General features: G+C 56.6%; 13 protein-coding genes. 6 read left to right on the forward strand and 7 right to left on the reverse strand.

Annotation, left to right across the window (positions count from 1 at the left end; translation table 11 throughout):
- Positions 1-28: 28 nt before the first annotated feature.
- Both RSE16_10150 and RSE16_10155 read right to left on the reverse strand, forming a co-directional pair.
- On the reverse strand, positions 29-1075 hold the full coding sequence (locus RSE16_10150; GenBank protein ID WRH75071.1) for a polysaccharide deacetylase family protein: 1047 nt from the start codon (positions 1073-1075) through the stop codon (positions 29-31).
- Entirely contained in the window at positions 1050-2588 is a 1539-nt protein-coding gene (locus RSE16_10155) for a histidine kinase dimerization/phospho-acceptor domain-containing protein (protein WRH75072.1), read from the reverse strand. Before RSE16_10155 ends, RSE16_10150 begins: the two co-directional genes overlap by 26 nt.
- 373 nt (positions 2589-2961) lie before the next feature.
- Between RSE16_10155 and RSE16_10160 the strand changes: the two genes are divergently transcribed.
- Complete coding sequence (locus tag RSE16_10160) at positions 2962-3438, forward strand: Lrp/AsnC family transcriptional regulator (GenBank protein ID WRH75073.1); 477 nt, start codon at positions 2962-2964, stop codon at positions 3436-3438.
- A gap of 50 nt (positions 3439-3488) precedes the next feature.
- Here RSE16_10160 and RSE16_10165 read toward each other — a convergent pair whose 3' ends face one another.
- Positions 3489-4796, reverse strand: coding sequence for a tetratricopeptide repeat protein (locus tag RSE16_10165; protein ID WRH75074.1), 1308 nt, complete (start codon positions 4794-4796; stop codon positions 3489-3491).
- Between the two features lie 269 nt (positions 4797-5065).
- On the opposite strand from RSE16_10165, the gene gyrA reads away from it, so the two are divergent.
- Positions 5066-7783 (forward strand): DNA gyrase subunit A, encoded by a 2718-nt coding sequence (gene gyrA / locus RSE16_10170; protein ID WRH75075.1) that lies wholly within the window; start codon positions 5066-5068, stop codon positions 7781-7783.
- Between the two features lie 113 nt (positions 7784-7896).
- Here the strand turns inward: gyrA and RSE16_10175 are convergent, their stop codons facing one another.
- Both RSE16_10175 and RSE16_10180 read right to left on the reverse strand, forming a co-directional pair.
- Complete coding sequence (locus tag RSE16_10175) at positions 7897-8562, reverse strand: lysoplasmalogenase family protein (protein ID WRH75076.1); 666 nt, start codon at positions 8560-8562, stop codon at positions 7897-7899.
- On the reverse strand, positions 8540-9400 hold the full coding sequence (locus RSE16_10180; protein WRH75077.1) for an NAD(P)H-hydrate dehydratase: 861 nt from the start codon (positions 9398-9400) through the stop codon (positions 8540-8542). The genes RSE16_10175 and RSE16_10180 overlap by 23 nt, the downstream gene beginning before the upstream one ends.
- Positions 9401-9461: 61 nt before the next feature.
- Here RSE16_10180 and trmFO point away from each other — a divergent pair, with 61 nt between their 5' ends.
- Positions 9462-10817 carry a methylenetetrahydrofolate--tRNA-(uracil(54)-C(5))-methyltransferase (FADH(2)-oxidizing) TrmFO gene (trmFO, locus tag RSE16_10185; protein WRH75078.1) on the forward strand — a complete coding sequence of 452 codons (1356 nt, stop codon included), beginning with the start codon at positions 9462-9464 and terminating at the stop codon, positions 10815-10817.
- Here trmFO and RSE16_10190 read toward each other — a convergent pair.
- Both RSE16_10190 and RSE16_10195 read right to left on the reverse strand, forming a co-directional pair.
- On the reverse strand, positions 10783-11247 hold the full coding sequence (locus RSE16_10190; protein ID WRH75079.1) for an EF-hand domain-containing protein: 465 nt from the start codon (positions 11245-11247) through the stop codon (positions 10783-10785). The genes trmFO and RSE16_10190 overlap by 35 nt on opposite strands.
- 50 nt (positions 11248-11297) lie before the next feature.
- The gene (locus RSE16_10195; protein WRH75080.1) at positions 11298-11882 is read right to left on the reverse strand and encodes a hypothetical protein; all 585 of its coding nucleotides are present in this window, start codon (positions 11880-11882) and stop codon (positions 11298-11300) included.
- Positions 11883-12017: 135 nt separating this feature from the next.
- Here RSE16_10195 and RSE16_10200 point away from each other — a divergent pair, with 135 nt between their 5' ends.
- From RSE16_10200 to RSE16_10210, 3 genes are read left to right on the forward strand one after another with little or no spacing between them, the layout of a single operon-like run.
- Positions 12018-14021, forward strand: a complete 2004-nt coding sequence (locus RSE16_10200) for a pilus assembly protein TadG-related protein (GenBank protein ID WRH75081.1) — start codon at positions 12018-12020, stop codon at positions 14019-14021.
- Positions 14018-14626 carry a TadE/TadG family type IV pilus assembly protein gene (locus tag RSE16_10205; protein ID WRH75082.1) on the forward strand — a complete coding sequence of 203 codons (609 nt, stop codon included), beginning with the start codon at positions 14018-14020 and terminating at the stop codon, positions 14624-14626. Before RSE16_10200 ends, RSE16_10205 begins: the two co-directional genes overlap by 4 nt.
- A complete protein-coding gene (locus tag RSE16_10210; protein WRH75083.1) occupies positions 14623-15303 on the forward strand; it encodes a hypothetical protein in 681 nt (226 codons plus the stop codon). The genes RSE16_10205 and RSE16_10210 overlap by 4 nt, the downstream gene beginning before the upstream one ends.
- Positions 15304-15357: the final 54 nt, after the last annotated feature.

A 15357-nucleotide genomic window follows, 5' to 3' on the forward strand; every position in this document is an offset into this window, starting at 1 on the left:
CCGGTCTGAAAGGCAAGAGCCAAATGCGTCAGGCAAAGGCCAACTGTCGCAGTTGCGTCACCGTTACCGGTGTCACACCGCACTTTTCGAGATGGACGAAGACGGTTTCCCACCAGGAATAAAATTGCTCGAGGTCTGTATTGTTGCGAACATAGGGCGTGTGGCCGGGCGCGAGCGATGGTGAATGGAAGGAAAAGACCAACAGCGGCAGCTGCATCTTCAGCGCAACATCGATCGCCTGCACCGCCTTGCTCGCCGGGATCCCTTCAGGTGTCAGCGCGATCCGTTCCAAAAGACCGCTGCGCGCGAGCAAGGCCCGCATCGACGGTGTTTCAAAATAGCGGTCAAACATTGCCGTACCAATGGGACGCAACAATCCCCCGAAAACCGAAGTAAGGGGCAACTCCACCAGTTTACGGTCAATCGCCCAATAGGGCCGCAATGCCGCAGAAGTGAAATCGGGCCCACCCTGTGCCGAATAATCAAACAGCGACCGCACCGACGTATCGAAGGCAATATCGAGATCGATCAGCATCTCCGCAGTATCGGGACCGATGCCGTAGCGCCCGGCGCGATAGGCAACCGGCTTGGTCGCAAGGCGTTCCCGCACGATATCATGGAGCGCGCGCAGCTTTGCCCGCTCCAGCGGTTCGGGCAGGTTGCAGGCGTAGCTGTTATGACTGCTGACAACCTCGTCAAACGGCGGCGTCACCCAAGGATGGAGTTGCAGGCCGATCTCGGCCTTGTCGCGGCGCGCCAGATCACCGAACAGTTCAGCGCCCATTGGGTCGGCAGCGATCGGATAATCGACAAGGTAAAGCGGCTTCACCCCTCGGCCTTCGCACATCGCCTGAAAGCGCGGGATTGACGCGAGATGGGAAACCCCATGGGCGTCGCGGGAAAAAGGCCCGCTCCAATCAAATTCCTCTTCGGTGTCAACGGTTACAAGAAAGCGCGGGCCTCCCGCACCCATAAGGTCAAGCTTCGGGCCACCCCGAGGAAATGCCGGGGTTTCGACAATGTCTGCCGCCCCGCTATTTCCGATCATATCAGTCGCCCCCGGTGCCTTTGACATTGCGATCGCCATTCTGGATCGTAGGCAGGGTTAATAAGACTTGTTCCTTTTGAAAACGTAAATCGCCGCCTGCCTTACGTGCCAGATTGCGCACCAGCCGCAATGAAAAGCCAAGGCCGAGTAACGGCGACAGGTCAGAATTATCATAATGATCGTCGGCGGTCGCACCTGTACCCAGCAATTCCTCCTCGCTGAAGTGACGCAGCTTCTCAGGCAGGTCGAGGGTGAGGCAGTTCATCACCTGCGTTCCCAACAGCGTTTTGCAACGGCCATTAATAACCTCACCAGGCAAACCAGCGACGATGATGGCAGATATCAGGCGCGAGAACACCCGTTCGGCAAAATCGCGGTCGATCGCGAAGGGACGCACGGGATCGGCAAAGATCAGATTGACGATGACGCCGCTGGATTCGCTAATCGCAGCAAGCCGCTGGCGCAGGGTGCTGGCAAGCCATGCCCCATCGGTTTGCCCGGGATCGATTTCGAAATTACCGCTGTCGAGACGCGCGGCCGTCGAAATATCATCAAATCCACCAAGCAACTTGCGCGAATCAGCCAGTATTGCGCCGGCCAGCGCGCGATATTCTTCATCTACCGGGCCAAATAACTGCTGCTCGATAATCTCGGCAAAGCCCGAAATTGCCCCTAGCGGTGTGCGCAGTTCATGCACGATCTGCTGCATGCTTTCGCCCTGCCGTTTGCGATCGTCGATCGAAGACACAGCCTGTTCGTGAAGTTTCGGGCGGCGCATGATACCGCGAAAACCCCGGAAGCGCCCGGTCAATGCGTCAAAGAAGGGCGATGCCGTGATCCGCCAGTCGCCGTCGATTAACGGGCTGCCGCGCAAATTCATGCGCGCATTTTCCATCGGCATCCGCTGGGCAAAGGCAGCCGCGCCATAGGCGTCAGGGCCAGGCCCATGGTCATAAGCGGGGCGGGCGATATCGGTGCCAACAATCGCCCCACGCGGAGCACCCTCGACCCAAATGATCGTGCCGGAATCGTCGGTTTCGAAAGTGATTTCGGTTATGGGGCTAGCATAACCCTCTAATTCATCGTCACCGAGCGGCAACCGCGGAGACTCGCCCTGTCCGCGGTTCCGTTTCCATTCTTCGATGCGCTGAACGATCGCACCAATCTGCGAAACGGCCGGCCGTTCGACAGTCTGAATCGGGGTATCTGCAATCGGTTCTGGCAAAGACTGAGGTACTGATGCCGCAGCGGACAGTGGATCTGCAGATAGACGGAAATCGGCGCCGCCCCATGCGGCCAATGCCCTGCGGGTTTTTTGGCCAAGGTCTTTGCGGGCGCGCAAGAAACCACGCGCCCTAACGGGCAGTTCCGGTACCAGATCGCTCCATTCGTCGTCGCTAAGCCGCGCCGAGCGAATCGCTTCAGCAGCCACAGGCGGAGCATCGCCTGCGAGTAGTTGCAAAAGTGCTGGAGAACGTAGTCGCCCCGAAAGCATTGCTACGCCGGCGGCACGGTCCGCGACGCTGATCTGCAGGCCCAACCTGTGGGTTGCAACCAGACCCGCTGCAATTTTTTGCGGGGCGTGCCCGCTCGAATTTTGAGATATAATATCAATGAGTTGTCGCCAAACGCCGACGCTGGACGGGCCCGCTGATGCGGCCGCTCCCCGCAATGCCGTTTCTAGGCGATCGTCAATGCGCAACTAGCCTCTACCCGTGTTATATCCGACCCTGTCCGATATTTCGATAGCGCTCGGCAAACACTTCCAAAAGGCCGATTTTTGAGGCGTCACACTATGGGACACCAGTGTTTTTCCCAGTGCCGGTCGAGAACCAATGTCGAATTAAACAATTGCAAACTGCTATAATAATATTATTCAAAAGCGCCGGAAACTAATCGGGAAATATCAAAACATGGTAGCAATTGGTTTCGATGCGATCGATCTCAAGCTTTTGGCCGAACTGCAGGCGAACGGTCGCATAACAAATGTCGATCTGGCATCGAAGGTGGGGCTTACCGCGCCGCCATGTTTACGCCGGATGCGCACTTTGGAACAGGCTGGCGCGATCAAGGGCTATCATGCGGATATTGATCCGTCTGCGCTCGGCTATTCCATCATGGTGTTCGCGATGGTTAGCCTGAAAAGTCAGGCGGAGGCCGATCTGCGTGCATTTGAGGATCATGTTGGCAAATTGCCCAACGTCCGTGAATGCCACATGCTAAACGGCGAGATTGATTTTATTCTGAAGATCGTTGCGCATGATCTTCAATCTTTTCAGGAATTCCTGACATCGAAGCTCACTTCGGCTCCAAATGTTTCGAGCGTAAAAACGTCCTTGACGATCCGCACAGCCAAAGATGAGCCCGGGATCCCAATACCCCAAGAATAAGGCCCGCGACACACGCCGCGGGCCCCAAACTTTTACAGACTAGCTTTTGATCAGGCGGCAGGAGCGGCAGGTGCTGCTGCTTTTGCCATCTGCTGGTCGATATAGATTGTCCAATATTCCGCAATGCCCTTGCGCTTCTCTCCGCTGATCTGCGCGAGATCAGCTTTTGCACCGGCATAGTCGCCCAAATTGACCTTTGCGATTGCAAGGTTGGTCAATGCACGATCGGTCTGATTGACGCCGTCGCGGTCGATAATATTGCCCTTGGCGAGAGCGGCTTCGTAAAGCCCCTTGGCACGCGCAAACTGGCCGAAGGAAAGCAGATTGTCCCCAACCAGCAAAGCCGCAAAGCCCTTCGCATCAGCCTTTGCAGACTTTTCGTCTGCGTCCCAGCCAACCGAGAGTTCGGGTATGCGCGCCTTTGCACTATTGTAGATTTCAGAGAAGGTCAGATTGTTCTTGGAAATCGTGCCCTTGGCAAAACCTTCGTCAAGCACTGCAACCACCTCTGCAGGGTAACGGCGAGCGTCGGCATATTCGACATATTGCTTATATTCATGCTCAAAAAGGAGCGCGCTGTTGCGGCGCGCGAGGCGGAGCAGCGATAGAGATTCCTGACTGTCGAGGTCTGCAATCCGCTGATACTGGAAGATCGCGTCATGGAAAGTTTCCGCGCGCGGATCTGCCTTTAGCATTTCCCGACCCCAGTACAGGATCTTGCCATTATCCTTCAGACGTGTGGCGTAACTCACAGCTTGGGCATACCATTGCGTTTCCGCCTTGCCGCCACTTGCCTTGGCAGCATCAATTGCCTTTTGCAGCCAGTTGATCGCTTCTGGATAATTGTTCTGAAGGCGATAGGTGTTTGAAAGCTGGAGCTCGATGCTATTGCCTCGATAACCGCTGTTATAGGCCTCAAGCAGCTTCTTCTCGGCAGCCGGATAATCCTTGTCTTGATACAAGTACAAGCCTTGCTGCAATATGTAGACCGGAAGCATCTTAGGATCAGCAACCCCTGAGGCTACGACCATGTCGACACCTTTTCGCTGCAGACTCACGTCTTTCAGTTCCCGGCCAAGACTGATCGCAAAAATACCCGCCTCATGGCGGTCATCGGGGGTCGAAATAGCGGCTTCAGCAGCGGCAAAGGCTGTATTCGCCGCAGCGAAATCCTTTTTCTTGACCAACGCTTCCACGGCAGGCCGATAGGCACTTTCAAATGCTTTCGACAGGGTCCGCTTAACCGGCTTTGCTGCCTCTTCCTTTTTCTTCTTGTCGTCCTTCTGTGCATAGGCTGACGGAACAACAACCACGGCACCAAGCATGAAGGCTGCGGCAAATTTCGAAATGCGATTCATTCTACTCTCCAGATGAAAAAAGAAGCCAGCCAATCGCATAAATGGCGGCCCCAAAACGCGGGCATCCTTACGCGCCTAACCAAGCTTGCGCAATCGGGTTAGCGGCTTTCAGATGAATTGCCGTTGAATGAATGGGCGTTCGTCGGATTTAAGGCTGAATCTGTGGATAAACTGGTGAAAAGCGGCTCTTTGGAGGCTGGTTGGGTGGCTATTCCCCACCCCCTCGGCTAGGGTCTGACATCAAATAAAAGAACAGGAATTATACGGACGTGAGCGAAGAGAACCAACCGGTCGATCCCAAAGATGTTTCGCCGGTAGATATCACCCACGAAATGAAGTCGAGCTACCTCGACTATGCCATGTCGGTGATTGTCGCACGTGCCCTTCCCGATGTGCGCGACGGGTTGAAGCCGGTTCACAGGCGCATTTTGTTTGCGAGCCAGGAAGGTGGTTTTGTCGCCGGTCGTCCTTATCGCAAGTCCGCCAAGATCGTGGGCGACGTGATGGGCAATTATCACCCGCACGGCGATTCCGCCATTTATGATGCGCTGGCTCGCATGACCCAGGATTGGTCGATGCGCGTCCCGCTAATCGACGGTCAGGGCAATTTCGGTTCAATGGATCCCGACCCGCCGGCGTCGATGCGTTATACCGAAGCGCGCCTTAAAAAGGTGGCCAATGCATTGCTCGACGATCTGGACAAAGATACCGTCGATTTCCAGCCGAACTATGATGCCAGCCGCGAAGAACCCTCGGTTCTCCCTGCTCGCTTCCCCAATTTGCTCGTCAATGGCGCCGGCGGTATCGCGGTCGGCATGGCGACGAACATACCGCCGCACAATTTGGGCGAAGTGATCCGAGCTTGCCTTGCCTATATCGACAATCCGGCGATCACCATTGACGAACTGATCGAGATCATTCCGGCGCCCGACTTCCCCACTGGCCCGCTGATCCTGGGCCAAGGCGGCGCGCGCAATGCGTATCGCGAAGGGCGCGGCTCGATCGTGATGCGTGCCCGCCATGAAATCGAAGAAGGCAAAGGCGATCGCCGCTCGATTGTCTTGACCGCAATTCCTTATCAGGTGGGTAAATCCGGGCTGGTTGAAAAGCTCGCTGAAGCGGCAAAGGACAAGCGGATCGAGGGCGTCTCCGACATCCGTGACGAATCCAGCCGCAAGGGTGTGCGCGTCGTCATCGAACTGAAAAAAGATGCCACCCCCGAAGTCGTGCTGAACCAAATTTGGCGGCACAGCCCTGCGCAATCCAATTTCCCGGCCAACATGCTCGCCATCCGTGGCGGGCGGCCAGAGGTATTGACGTTGCGCGACATTATCGACGCATTCATCAAATTCCGTGAAGAAGTGATCACCCGTCGCACCAAGTTCGAGTTGAACAAGGCGCGCGACCGGGCGCACATCTTGCTCGGGCTGGTCGTTGCGGTTACCAACCTGGACGAAGTAGTAAAGATCATCCGCGGTGCCGCAAACCCCGCAGATGCGCGCGCGTCGCTGCTTGCGCGGCAATGGCCGATAGCTGAAATCGCACCCTATATCCGGCTTGTCGAGGCAATCGAGACTGAGGTGGAGGGTGACAGCTATCAGCTTTCCGAAACGCAGGTTCGTGCAATACTTGATCTGCGACTGCACCGCCTGACCGCGCTTGGCCGGGATGAAATTGGCGGCGAACTTAAGGAGCTGGCCTCCGAGATTGCCGAATATCTTGCAATTCTGGGCGACCGAGTGAAGCTTTACGCAGTGATGCGTGAAGAGTTGGAAGCGATCGACCGTGAGTTTTCAACCCCGCGCCTTTGCGAAATCGCTCCCAGTTGGGATGGCGTTGACGATGAAGACCTCATGGAACGTGAGGATATGGTCGTTACCGTTACCCATGGCGGCTATATTAAGCGCACCGCACTCGCCACTTTCCGTGCGCAAAATCGCGGCGGCAAGGGCCGTGCCGGCATGGCGACCAAAGAAGAGGATGCCGTCACCGAACTGTTCGTGACCAGCACGCACACACCGGTGCTCTTCTTCTCTAATATCGGAAAGGTCTATCGCCTAAAGGTATGGCGCCTGCCTGAAGGTGGTCCGTCAACGCGGGGTCGGCCGATGGTCAACCTTTTGCCTCTGGCCGAGGGTGAAACAATATCGAACGTTCTGACCCTGCCTGAAGATGAAGCCGAATGGGCTGGGCTTAGCGTCGTGTTTGCGACGGCGAAGGGTTATGCCCGCCGCAACAGCATGGATGCCTTTGCAAACGTGCCCAGCAACGGCAAGATTGCAATGAAGTTCGAGGGCGAAGATGCCGATGACCGTTTGATCGGCGTCGAACTGTTGACGCCCGATGACGACGTTCTGCTTGCCAGCCGCGCGGGCAAGGCAATCCGATTTGCCGCAGACGATATCCGCGAATTCCAGAGCCGGGCCTCCACCGGCGTGCGCGCAATGAAACTGGCGGCGGGCGATGAAGTGATATCGCTCTCGATCCTGCGTCGTGTTGGCACCACGCCGGAAGAGCGGGAAGAATATCTGCGCTTTGCCCCATGGAAGCCGGAGAAGGAGGGCGATCCCACTCTCTCACCTGAAAGGCTTGCCGAAATGGCGGAGCGCGAGCAATTCATTCTCACTGTTTGCGCCAATGGCTATGGCAAGCTGAGTTCGGCCTATGGCTATCGCCGCACAGGTCGCGGTGGTCAGGGCATAACCAACATCGACAATATCGAGCGCAACGGCCTCGTCGTCGCCAGCTTCCCGGCAACCAAGGGCGATCAGTTGATGCTTGTCACCGATCAGGCCAAGCTGATCCGCATGCCGCTAGAAAGCCTGCGCGTGCTTGGTCGTGGAACTGCAGGCGTGCGCCTGTTCAATGTCGACGATAATGAACATGTGGTCGGCGCGGCTAAGATCGAAGAGAGTGATGAGGCCGATGGCGTCGATGCTGAAGACAGCGGCGTCGAAACAGGTGATGCTCCACCGATAGCTGAATAGACCTAGGCCGGTCCAATACAGCAAAACTCTCTCCTCACGGAGAGAGGCGAGTTGGGCATCGCAGCGAGCGACGTGACCATTTCCCGGGGGCGTTCGCTCAGGGGCGGCAGCGGTTAGGCGTCACTATAATGGCCCCGCTTGACCATTGTCGTGACCACTCCGGTCGCCAGCATCAACACGCCGCCATAATAAAGATACCAGATCGCAAGGCTGACCCAGCCAGCCTCTGCGAGCGGACCCATGCGGGCAAATATTAGAAGGTCCGAAATCACGAATGCGACCGCACCGATGCCGACGCGATAACGCGGGAAATTGCTGTTCCACGCCATTGACGCCATGGCGGCTACGAACAGCGTATAGACCGCAGCCTGCATACCCCACATATGATCTATCGGCAGAAAAAAGGCGATAAGCGGCGCGACCAGTAACAGCGCGATCGCCAGCAGTTTCTGACTGAGCACCGGATGAACTCGCCGATGCCGAAGGAAAAGTGCGATGGCAACAACATGTCCGATGGCAAAGGAAATCGCCCCCCAGACCATATCGAGTTCGAGCAGCCCGTCACCCAATGCCCAGAACGCCATTACCGCCGCCAGCAAAACAAACTCGCCGCTATGATGTTTCCGCAAGGCGTACCCTGTTAGCAAACCGACGCCCGCCATCTTCCAGATAATCGCCGCATATTCGGGCAGGGCAAGCTGCCATGAAAATGGGTAGCTCAATCCGAACAATAGGCTGGCAAACAGCCAGGGGCGTTTATGAGCGAGATCTTTGGTCATTTGGCATTTCATCGCCGAGGCAACCCGCCAAGACAAGCGGAATCCATTCCGTCATGGAATCAGCGGTTAATCCCGGGCCGGCTCGTACGCCAATATCGCCGTGCAACCAGGTAGCGATACAGGCTGCATCGAACGCAGATCCACCTTGCGCCAACAGGCCGCATATCATGCCAGCCAGCACATCGCCCGATCCCGCGGTTGCAAGCCATGGTGCGCTATGCAGGTTGATGGCAAAGCGCCCGTCAGCCGCTGCAACAATTGTGTGCGCCCCCTTTAACAGGACAACCGCCCCTGCCCGTGCGGCAGCATCTCGTGCGGCCTTCACCCGATCTGCAAGGTCGATGTCGGGAAACAAGCGCGCAAACTCGCCCTCATGCGGGGTCAGCACTGCAGAACCATGGAGCATGGCGAAAAGCATTTCGGGCTTTGCCGCAAACACCGTTAGTGCATCAGCATCCAACACAATGGCAACGCGACGGAGCAGCAATGTGGCAACATCTTCGGCCACATCGTCTCGAACCCCTGCCCCGGGCCCTATGGCGATTGCCCGAACCCGGTCGTCAATTGCGTTAAAGCCTTCATCCCTTTCGCGCAGCATGATCGCAGTGACCTGTGCGGCATGCTCGTGCAAGGCATCACGGCTTCCGACGATCGTTACAAGGCCAGCGCCGACTGCGAGTGCTGCCTGCGCCACAAGTCGCGACGCGCCAGTTCGCAATATCGGACCGCTGATCACCATCGCGCTGCCACGGGCATATTTGTGCATGCCGCGCGTCGGTGGATGCAGATGGGGCCGTTCGATCACGCCTTCAGCTGAAAGGTTGCAACTGAAACTCATGGCCTGATCATGCGCCTTTTGCCTGTGCAGCCGCAAGCCTATTTGCTAGGCGCATCGCATTATGAAGCATGACGTCCATATCATCGGAGGCGGCCTTGCGGGCAGCGAGGCGGCCTGGCAATTGGCGAAGCGGGGCTTTCACGTGCGTCTGTCGGAAATGCGCGGATCGGGCGATATGTCCCCCGCGCACCAGACAGATGGGCTGGCCGAACTCGTTTGTTCCAACAGTTTCCGATCGGACGATGCCGATAACAACGCCGTGGGTCTGCTGCATCAGGAAATGCGGACGCTCGATTCCATCGTAATGCGCGCCGCCGAAGTGGCGAAGGTGCCTGCCGGTTCAGCGCTAGCGGTTGATCGCGATGTTTTTTCTGCCGAAGTCACACGGCTCCTGTCTGAACTCCCAAATCTTGAAATTGTTCGCGAACGGGTCGACTCTTTGCCCGCCGACGGGCTTACCATTGTTGCGACCGGCCCGCTGACCGCCGAGGCCCTGGCGCAGAGCGTGCTGGTAGCGACAGGTCAGGAAAGTCTGGCCTTTTTCGACGCGATCGCACCGATCGTCTATCATGACAGTATCGATATGGAAGTCGCCTGGTACGCCAGCCGTTGGGACAAAGGCGATGGCAAGGATTACATCAATTGCCCGATGGACAAGGAGCAATATCTTGCCTTCCATAAGGGGCTGATCGACGCCCCAAAGGCGGATTTCAAGGAATGGGAGAAGGACACGCCCTATTTTGAGGGCTGCATGCCCATCGAAGTCATGGCTGAGCGCGGGGTTGAAACGCTGCGGTTCGGGCCAATGAAACCGGTAGGTCTGGATAATCCCAAAACAGGGCGCTGGCCCTACGCCGTGGTGCAATTGCGGCAGGATAACAAACAGGGCTCAATCTGGAACATGGTCGGGTTCCAGACAAAGATGAAACATGCCGCGCAGGTTGAATTGTTCCGCACCATTCCTGGCCTTGAGCAGGCCGAGTTTGCTCGCCTTGGCGGATTGCATCGCAATACGTTCATCCGCTCACCGATCCTTCTCGACCGGCAGCTTCGATTGAAGTCCGCCTCGCACATCCGTTTTGCAGGGCAGATTACCGGCTGCGAAGGCTATATCGAAAGCGCTGCTGTCGGATTGATGGCAGGCATGATGGCAGCACATGAACTGGCTGGTCGTGAATTCACGGCACCACCGACAACCACGGCTTTTGGCGCGTTACTGGGGCATATCACCGGCGACGCAGAGGCCGACAGCTACCAGCCGATGAACATCAATTTCGGTCTGTTTCCGGCGCCCGAGGGCAAGGTTCACAAGAAAGAGCGCAAGGCCGCCCTCACCTCGCGCGCACGTGCAGATCTTGCTTGCTGGATAAGCGATCAGGGGATCAGCAGCGACATGCCGGCTTTGCAACCCGCTTAGGCCGGGTGTTCAGAAACTCTCTCCGGTTCAGGATTTTGTCGCCATTGCCATCGGCTTTTGCGAAGCGTTCGCCGGTTGCCGCGGCCCATTCTTCGAACGACAGAAGATTATTGCCGTCGCGGTCCAGCTTTTTGAAGTCCTTCGTCCGGCTCGACATCATTTCGATCCGGGAGACAAGATCGTCTCGGTTTCGGTCATAACGGTTGAAGCGCAATTCCTCCCGGCTCAATTTCGCCGCCGCTGGTGGATCGGGCGGCGGGGCTCCGAAAGCGGGCGCGTCCTCCGTTGGAGTGGGCAACTCAAGCGCCGCTGGCAGTTCAGGTGGTGCCTGAGGAATGATCGGGTCGGGCGCGGCCCAGCTTTGCCAGCCCCAATAGCCGATCGACGATGCGACAAGGGCAAGCCCCGCGCCAGCCATAAACTTTCTCACGGCCTAACATCCCGGCACCACCCTAGGTTGAACGCATATAGTGCGAAAAACTAGAAGCCCGTCAAGGCGTGCCAGAAAAAACGCAACATCGACAGGCGCGATGGTGATTGTTCGACAAGGCTGGCCCGAGCAAGAAGCGCAAACGCCCTGCCGCTTCGTGGCAGTGCAGGGATTTGGCTGTCTGCTAACGCACCAGACCAGGCCTGTCCGGCCAAACGCAAATTCTCTGCCTCGCCGGCGCGCCCTGCGAAATGAACAAAGACAGCATCACCGCGACCTTGCCTGTGACGCTCCAAAACTTTGGTATCGACCTGGTCCGGGTCAGCAACCTCTTCCCATGCATCAACAAGCAATTCCGCTGCCTGTGCGACCAAAGGCGCACCAGTAACCTCGAGCATGCTGATTTCTGCCAGCAACGGCTCGCCCTTGGGGCGTTGATCAGCTGGCTTGTTCAATGCTTCACGCCACCAGGCCAGCTTCATTCGCGTCAGTAACGGTTCACGGCCTGCGATCACGACCGACTGCATCCTTGCATCGAACAAAAGCAAAAACCGCAATTCGTTACGCCAAGAGATAGGCGCATGGCGCAAAGCAAGCAATTGCGGGGGTGTGAGTGCAGGGTCGCCAATAGTCATGTCGTGCCGGCAAAGCCCTGAATTCCAGCTGGATGCAAGCGAAAGCATATATTTACCATAGAGATTATCCGCAATTTACCATCCGTCGATTATTGCCTCCACTGTAACGTTGCATTTCCAGCCAGGGGCCGGCGGATGAAATTGCATAAACGGCCGGTAAAACGGCCAGGACCATTTGCGCGTTTGCGCAACTGCCAAGCAGGCAATGCCAGCCTGATCATTGCCGCGTCGGTCGTACCGCTTATCGGCATGATCGGTGGCGGATTTGACATGGGACGCATGTATGCAAGCAAAACGCGGCTGCAACATGCCTGCGATGCGGCAGTGCTGGCGGGCCGAAAGGCAATGGTGGGCAATAACTTTACCGCAGCGAATAAATCCACTGCTGAACGCTTCTTCAAATTCAATTTTCCAAACGGAAAATATGGAACGAGCTTTCCGGTCCAGAAAGCTTCCGGCGCCATTCCCGGAATCGCCTTTGACGCCGATAACGGCCGATTAGCGGCCAAGGCGCAGGCAATTGTACCAATGACGTTGATGTCGATGTTCAGTTCGTCCGAACGGTTGATCAGCGCCGAGTGCAAGGCAGAACTCAATCTGCCCAATTCCGATATCATGTTCGTTCTGGACACCACCGGTTCGATGCTCGGCACCAATCCCGGCGACAGCGCCACTCGTATCGAAAGCTTGCGGACGGCCGTTGGCGCTTTTCATTCGGCGATCACCAACGCCAATGCTGCAGGTGCGCGCATTCGCTACGGCTTTGTTCCCTACTCTTCCAACGCCAACGTCGGCTATCTGCTGAAACCGGAATGGATGGTCGACAACTGGACATACCAATCGCGCGTTGCCGACGGGATCGAAACCGAAAACAATGTCGCAGCGACGGGCACCTACAGCTATAACGATGGCTGGACGCCCGTTTCTGGCAATTGGGCCGATATTGCCCCGGTCCAACTGCCGGCAGGTTCCTGTACCGAGCCAGCGGATACCGTCGAATGGGGCGGCAGCGTAGTTGAAACACGCACCGAGGCCTATGCGGGCCCATCATCCGGCACCAAGACGATCGAAGTGCGGCAATGGACCGCAAATGGCATCGACTATTGGGTTGACCGTCAGACCCAGTCTCTCGAATCAAGCGTCGTTACAGCGGACTGCACGCTCCGCGGCCGCCGGTATAACAATTATGTCGAACAGTATAACTTCAATACGATACCCAGAGAAACGGCGGCTTCGAGCGCAAATGTCTTTTACTGGCTCTATCGTCCCGTTACATACAATGTCGCTGCCTTGCGTGGTTTGACGTCAGGTGGATCAATCGAAGCGCAAGTGGGCGACAACCACAGCATGCGCACCATCGCATGGCAGGGTTGCATCGAAGAACGACAAACCGTTCGCGCCGATGATTATGATCCGATACCCGCTGGCTCCTATGATATGGATATTGATCTAGTACCCGACCCCGGTATCCCAGCAACGCAATGGGCCCCTGCCCTGCCGCATCTTGTGTTTACCAGGACAGATCTGACCAATGCTGACAGTTGGGATGTGAACCCCGTTCGGTCGAAGTATAATTTCTCAAATCTCGGCGATTCAGGCTGGGCATCCTGCCCTAGCCGCGCGCGAAAGCTGGCAGAAATCGATGCGTCGATGCTGACTGCCTATATGAACTCGCTGCAGGCATCTGGTCCGACATATCATGATATCGGGATGATCTGGGGCGCTCGGCTGTTGTCGCCCAACGGATTGTTCGCAAACGAGAATAGCAGCGCCCCCAATGGAAATGCAATCGCGCGGCACTTGATCTTCATGACCGACGGTGAAACCGATACGCAGCCCTTTGCCTATGATGCCTATGGTTTGCCATCGCTCGATCGCCGCCGCGTCATGAACCCCACTGACAAGCCCACAAAGGATGACCAGGATGAACTGGTCGCAATGCGAACAGAGGCGATCTGTCGGTCGATCAAGGCAAAGGGAATTACGATCTGGGTGATCGCTTTCGGTACCGACCTTACCTCAATGCTCAGCGACTGTGCCAGCGAAGGCAAGGCCTTCCAGGCAAATAACGCCGCCCAGCTCAACGGTGCATTTGATGAAATCGCAGCCGGCATTTCGCATCTTAGGCTGACCCGATGACTCATGCTAAATCCGCAATAACCGCGTTAACAAGCGACAGCGAAGGAGCAACCATCGTCGAGTTCGCCTTTGTCGCACCTGTCCTGATCCTGCTGGTGATGGGCACGTTGGACATTGGCCATGCGATTTACACGCGATCAGTGCTTGAAGGCGAAATCCAGAAAGCGGCCCGCGCCTCGACCATGGAGACTGCGTCAATGGCGGTGCAACAGGCACAGATCGATGCCGATGTTGCAGCCATTGTCCGCAAGATTGCGGGCACAGACGCGCAACTGCAATTCGAGCGCAAGGCCTATGGCACCTATAAATCGACGCGGCGCAAAGCCGAAGAATATGTCGACACCAACAACAATGGCGAATGCGATGCTGGCGAAAGCTTTGAGGACAGCAATGGCGACGGCATTTGGAGCGACGACGCCGGAATAGCCGGCCAGGGCAAGGCTCGCGACGTTCAGCAATATACGGTCACGGTCCGCTATGATCGCAAATTTCCGACAAGTGCGCTGCTGGGATGGAGCGAGGGTGAAACCCTTATTGTCCGATCAGTGTTGCGCAACCAGCCTTTTAACGATGCAGCACCACCGGCGGTTGGCACATGCGATTGAACGGGAACAACATGTTGCAGCGCACCTCGGCCTTTATCGAAAAGCAGCGGATGCAGTGGAAAGCCCTCCGCCGCTGCCAAGCTGGCATTTCACTGACCGAATTTGCACTCGCTCTGCCCATTCTGATGGTGTTGGGCACAACCGGCCTGGAACTGGGTAATTACATAACCACCATGCGCAAGGTCAGCGATCTGACGGCGATGATGTCGGACAATGCCTCGCGTATGGGCGGTCAGTCTATTCTCGGCGCCAGGCCTATAACCGAAACTGAAATCAACGACCTGCTGGATGGCGCGGTATTGCAGGGTGGCCCGCTCGATATCCAAAGACATGGTCGGATCATCATATCCAGCATCGAGTTGAATGCCGACGGGGGCCAATGGATCCATTGGCAACGTTGCAAGGGTGATTTTGATTATACCTCACGAATAGGCTCCGCAGGTGACGGCGAAACCGGAACCGATTACGATTCCTTTGGCGAAGGCGAAGGCGTTGCAGCCTCGAACCAGAATGCGATCATGATGGTCGAATTTGCATTTGATTACAAAATGCTGGTTCCTGTCGTTGATCTTGATCTCGGCCCAATAACCGAAAGCGTTGCATTCAATATCCGCGATAAACGAGACCTGAGCCAGGTTTACAACCCGGACTCGGCCACCATTGCCAGTTGTAGCTGAGGGGCCGTCCAAACAATATTGACGAGGCTGTAACGATCCGCGTTAGACAATTGT

This window comes from Sphingobium sp. (assembly GCA_035196065.1).
Taxonomy (GTDB): Bacteria; Pseudomonadota; Alphaproteobacteria; order Sphingomonadales; family Sphingomonadaceae; genus Sphingorhabdus_B; species Sphingorhabdus_B rara.

What these genes read in the sequence shown, in the direction of transcription:
- RSE16_10160 (WRH75073.1), top strand. Translation starts at nt 2,962, where the DNA reads ATGGTAGCAATTGGTTTCGATGCGATCGATCTCAAGCTTTTGGCCGAA.
- RSE16_10200 (WRH75081.1), top strand. Translation starts at nt 12,018, where the DNA reads ATGAAATTGCATAAACGGCCGGTAAAACGGCCAGGACCATTTGCGCGT.
- RSE16_10195 (WRH75080.1), bottom strand. Translation starts at nt 11,882, where the DNA reads ATGACTATTGGCGACCCTGCACTCACACCCCCGCAATTGCTTGCTTTG.
- RSE16_10175 (WRH75076.1), bottom strand. Translation starts at nt 8,562, where the DNA reads ATGACCAAAGATCTCGCTCATAAACGCCCCTGGCTGTTTGCCAGCCTA.
- RSE16_10205 (WRH75082.1), top strand. Translation starts at nt 14,018, where the DNA reads ATGACTCATGCTAAATCCGCAATAACCGCGTTAACAAGCGACAGCGAA.
- RSE16_10165 (WRH75074.1), bottom strand. Translation starts at nt 4,796, where the DNA reads ATGAATCGCATTTCGAAATTTGCCGCAGCCTTCATGCTTGGTGCCGTG.
- trmFO (WRH75078.1), top strand. Translation starts at nt 9,462, where the DNA reads ATGAAGCATGACGTCCATATCATCGGAGGCGGCCTTGCGGGCAGCGAG.
- RSE16_10180 (WRH75077.1), bottom strand. Translation starts at nt 9,400, where the DNA reads ATGAGTTTCAGTTGCAACCTTTCAGCTGAAGGCGTGATCGAACGGCCC.
- RSE16_10150 (WRH75071.1), bottom strand. Translation starts at nt 1,075, where the DNA reads ATGTCAAAGGCACCGGGGGCGACTGATATGATCGGAAATAGCGGGGCG.